Annotated in this window: 3 protein-coding genes and 1 pseudogene; 1 reads left to right on the forward strand and 3 read right to left on the reverse strand. The window is 66.7% G+C overall.

Annotation, left to right across the window (positions count from 1 at the left end):
* The 3 genes and pseudogenes from ACE3TU_RS20080 to ACE3TU_RS20090 all read right to left on the reverse strand — a co-directional run.
* Window positions 1-898, reverse strand: a pseudogene (locus tag ACE3TU_RS20080) (hypothetical protein); the annotation flags it as partial.
* Between the two features lie 4 nt (window positions 899-902).
* Window positions 903-1844 (reverse strand): DUF6384 family protein, encoded by a 942-nt coding sequence (locus tag ACE3TU_RS20085; protein ID WP_374627466.1) that lies wholly within the window; start codon window positions 1842-1844, stop codon window positions 903-905.
* 29 nt (window positions 1845-1873) lie between these two features.
* The gene (locus ACE3TU_RS20090) at window positions 1874-3061 is read right to left on the reverse strand and encodes a cell surface protein (RefSeq protein WP_374627469.1); all 1188 of its coding nucleotides are present in this window, start codon (window positions 3059-3061) and stop codon (window positions 1874-1876) included.
* Window positions 3062-3296: 235 nt separating this feature from the next.
* Between ACE3TU_RS20090 and ACE3TU_RS20095 the strand changes: the two genes are divergently transcribed.
* On the forward strand, window positions 3297-3742 hold a 446-nt coding region (locus ACE3TU_RS20095; RefSeq protein ID WP_374627471.1), incomplete at its 3' end, for a CoxG family protein.

Genomic DNA, 3742 nt, shown 5'->3' on the forward strand with positions numbered 1-3742 from the left:
CCTGCGCCAGGTCCCGAACGCCCTTGGCCCGCTCGTCGCGCCTGTCCTCGAGCGCCACCATGTCGCCGTCGATGGCAGCGATGCGCGCCCGGGCCGCCTCCATCGCCTCGCGGGCCGGCTTGCCGCCGGCGGCATCGATCACCTGCTTTTCGAGCGCCGTCACTTCCGCGTCGGCCGCTTCCGCGATCTGCTGCTGCCGCTCGGCATGCTCGCGCAGGCGTAGCGGAATCTCGTTCAGCATGGCGAAGTTCACCCGCGCCTCGGGAAAGCCGACCATCCCCGCCACGACCGAGTCGAGGTACTGGATCAGGTTGTTCTCGCGGTAGTTCTTGGTGCCGAAGCCACGTTCCCACAGGTACATGAACAGCGGGTCGTCGCGGTAGGGCCGTCCCTTCTGCTCGCGATCGGCCTCGGCCTGCTGCGTCTTCCGCAGGCTTTCTTCCGCCACCTGCGCCAGTTCGTCCGCGGTGCGGCGCTTCTGGGCATAGACCGGGTCCTGCTGGGCATCGGCCGCCACCCGGTCGGCGATGCGCTTCAGCTCCGCCTCGGCCGTCTCGGCCTTCTTGGCGGCTTCCGACCGCTCGCTCGCCAGCGCGGCGATCTGCCCGTCGAGCCCCTTCAGTTCGGTCTCCGCCGCCGCCAGGTCGTCGCTGTGCCGGGCCAGCATCTCGCGCGCCCGGCTCTCGGCCTGGCTCAGCCGACCGGCGAGTTCGGACTGGATCGCCGGGTCGAGCCGCAGCCCGGCCAATTGCCGGAACAGTTCGCTCTCGGTCTCGCGGAACTTGGTGACCAGTTCGGCCGAGCGCGCCAGGCGCTTGGCAATCTCGTCTTCCTCGCGCCGGATGTCGCGCAGTGCGTCGTCGAGCGATTTGAGGGCTTCGGGTCCGGAAAGGCTCACGGCATCACCACCTGGTCACCGCGCCGCCGAGCACCGGCATGACGTAGTCGACATCGAGGAATCCGTACTGCTTGATCCCCATCGTGTTGCGCTCGACGATGCCGTCGTCGCGCTTGTCCGCCTCGACGGACCGGTAGGTCGCCTCCGGCACGCGTACGCCCCACACCGCGACGCTCTCGGTCTGCCCGTTCTCCTCGTTGGTGATCGGCAGCGTCAGCGGCTTTCCGTCCGCTCCGATCGCCTCGACCACGACATAGTAGTTCGTCGCCGCCGTGTTGATTTCGGGAAAGGTCCAGAAGCCGGTCTTCTGTCCGTCCCGGCTGACGATCTTGAGCGTGTATTCCTGCCGCAACTGATCGCGCAGCGCCGCCAGACCGGCGATGGCCTGCTCGGCCCCCGTCCGGTTCCCCTCCGCCGCGGCGGCCTTGCCGCGCGTGCGCAGGTTCTCGGCCTCGCCGACCGCCTGCTGCACCTTGGTCTCCTCATAGATGGTCTGGTAGAGCGCATCCATCTGGCGCGGCAGGCCTTCGCTCAGCTCGACGCGTGCCGCCTCGGCCTGCGCTTCCCGGAATGGCCGCCAGGCGAAGAAGTAGCCACCCAGCCCGATCACCAGCACCAGCGCAATCGCCAGCGCGGCCGGCCCCCACTTGCGGCGACCGACATAGAGGCGTGCCAGGCTGACCTTGAAGCTCGGCTTGGGTGGCGCGTAGACGAAGCGGCTCTCGGCCAGCGCCTTCACGCCTTCCTTCAGGACCGCGTCGCTGACCTCGATGCCCTGCTGGTGGTAGATGTCCCGCAGCCGGCGCAGCAGTTCGGCCTCGCGGGCGTCGCCCGCAAGTTCGCGCTCGACCAGATCCTGCCTGTGACGGAGCGTGTCGACCACGTCCATCGCCAGCATCACCTCGTCGAGCGGCGCCTTTTCCACCTCTGCGCCAGCACTTGTCATCGCTGCGGCGTGCCCAATCGCCCTCCCGACTAGTTGGCCTTGCCCTCGAGCATCAGCGCATTGCCCTCCGCCGCAAGCTGGGCGAGGCGACGCTTGCCGTCCTCGACCGCATCGCGGATTTCGGCCGAGTTCTTCGTCGCCTGCTCGCGCATCTCGTTGATGATGGTGCGGCTTTTCTCCTGGAAGCTCACCACCGAGTCGACCAGCTTCTTGACCGCGTCGGCGCGGATGGTCGGCCCGTATCCGGCCTTCACCGCCGCCTCTCCCACCCGGTCGCCGATCTCGCTCAGCGTCTCGAGGCTCTTGGACATGCCTTCCTTCATCGCGTTCAGCGTCTCGGTCGACTCGTGCAGCCCGAACATGCCGGTGAACGAGGCCGAAAGCGCGGTGAACACCGTCTCGTTGGTCGAAAAGAAGCTGATCGCCTGCTGGTAGACCCGCTCCTTGGCGTTGGTGGTCTGCATCAGCCGGGCCATGATGACCTCGGAGGTCGAGTAGCTGATGGTGAGGTTGTCCGACAGATCCTTGGAGATCTGGTAGCGCCGCTCCTCGTTCTGCAGTTCGCGCAGCCGCTCGTCGCGCGCCATCTCCAGCTTGGCCCGGTCCGCCGGGGTGCCGCCGGTGAAGGCGGTGAGGGCGTCGCTCGCCGCGCTCAGTGCCGCCTTCTTCTCGTCGAGATGGCGCGTCGCGGTTTCGAGCACCTCGAGGGCCATCACCTCGGCCTGCTTCAGCGCGCCGCGGAAGTCCCGGTACGCCTCGAGGATCGTGTGCTCGCGGTCGATCTGGTTCTTGGTCTCCTTGGAGACATCGATATAGGTGAGGCGGATCTTGTCGAAGCGCTGGGCGATATCGCCGCGGCTGACCTTCATCCACACATTGGATACCCGCTCCATCAGGTCGAGCTTGCCGTCGTCGAGTTGATCGACGAGGCCCTTGGCGTCGTCGCGGATGGAGTTGAAGTTCTCGGTGATCAGGTTGTAGCGCTCGCCGATGTTCATCGCCGCCACCTGCGATCGGACCACCTCGTTGAAGGCGCTCGCCTGGGTGAGGGTGCGGCCGATCAGGATGACCTTGGTCTCGTCGAGGCCGGTGATCTCGTTCAGCAGCCCCGTGATCGGCTGTTCGCCGGACTGCTCCGGCCAGATCCCGAGCTCCTTGATCGCCCCCATCGCCTTGTCGAGATACTGCAGGGGTTTGTCCATCACTTCGCTGGCCATTTGGCGCTCATCCCTAGGTTCGGTCACCGGGCTCGTGACATGATTCACTACGGCGCAGCGACAACACAATTCGTCGCGGCGACCGGGGTGCCCATTTTCTCCGATATGGTGCGAAAAAGCCGCAGCAAAAAGGGCTTGCCGCGAATATGCGTTCCCCGTCGCGATGCTGCAAAGATTGCTCCCGCGGCCGCGGCGCACTACCTCTTGCGCAAGCATCGACGGAGGGCGGGCAGTCATGGAATTCGGCGGCAGGTACCTGTTCTCGGCTCCACGCCAGGCCGTGTGGAAGGCGCTCAATCAGACCGACATGCTGAAGGCCGCCATTCCGGGCTGCCGGCGCATCGACTGGACCGGCGAGCAGAGCCTCGAATGCGAGATTCAGGTCAATTTCGGCATCGTGCAGCCGGTGTTCACCGGCGACCTCGAGCTGCGCAATGTCGTGCCCGCCGAAAGCTACACGCTTGCCGGCCGGGGCCGCGGCGGCCTGCTCGGCATGGCCGAGGCCGCGGCCGACATCACCCTGTCCGACGCCCCGGGAGGGACCGAACTGCTGTTTCGTGCCAGCGGCGGGGCCGATGGCGGCATCATGAAACTGGGCAGGGCGGTGATCGGCAACTCGGCGCAACGCATCATCGACGGCTTCTTCGAGCGCTTCGGCCGTGCCATGGGCGCGGACGTGAC

Origin of the sequence: Devosia sp. (assembly GCF_041917035.1) — a bacterium.
Classification (GTDB): Bacteria; Pseudomonadota; Alphaproteobacteria; order Rhizobiales; family Devosiaceae; genus Devosia_A.

Bases quoted from the DNA above. Each gene is read 5' to 3' on its own strand.
- ACE3TU_RS20090 (WP_374627469.1), bottom strand. From the start codon at position 3,061: ATGGCCAGCGAAGTGATGGACAAACCCCTGCAGTATCTCGACAAGGCG.
- ACE3TU_RS20085 (WP_374627466.1), bottom strand. From the start codon at position 1,844: ATGACAAGTGCTGGCGCAGAGGTGGAAAAGGCGCCGCTCGACGAGGTG.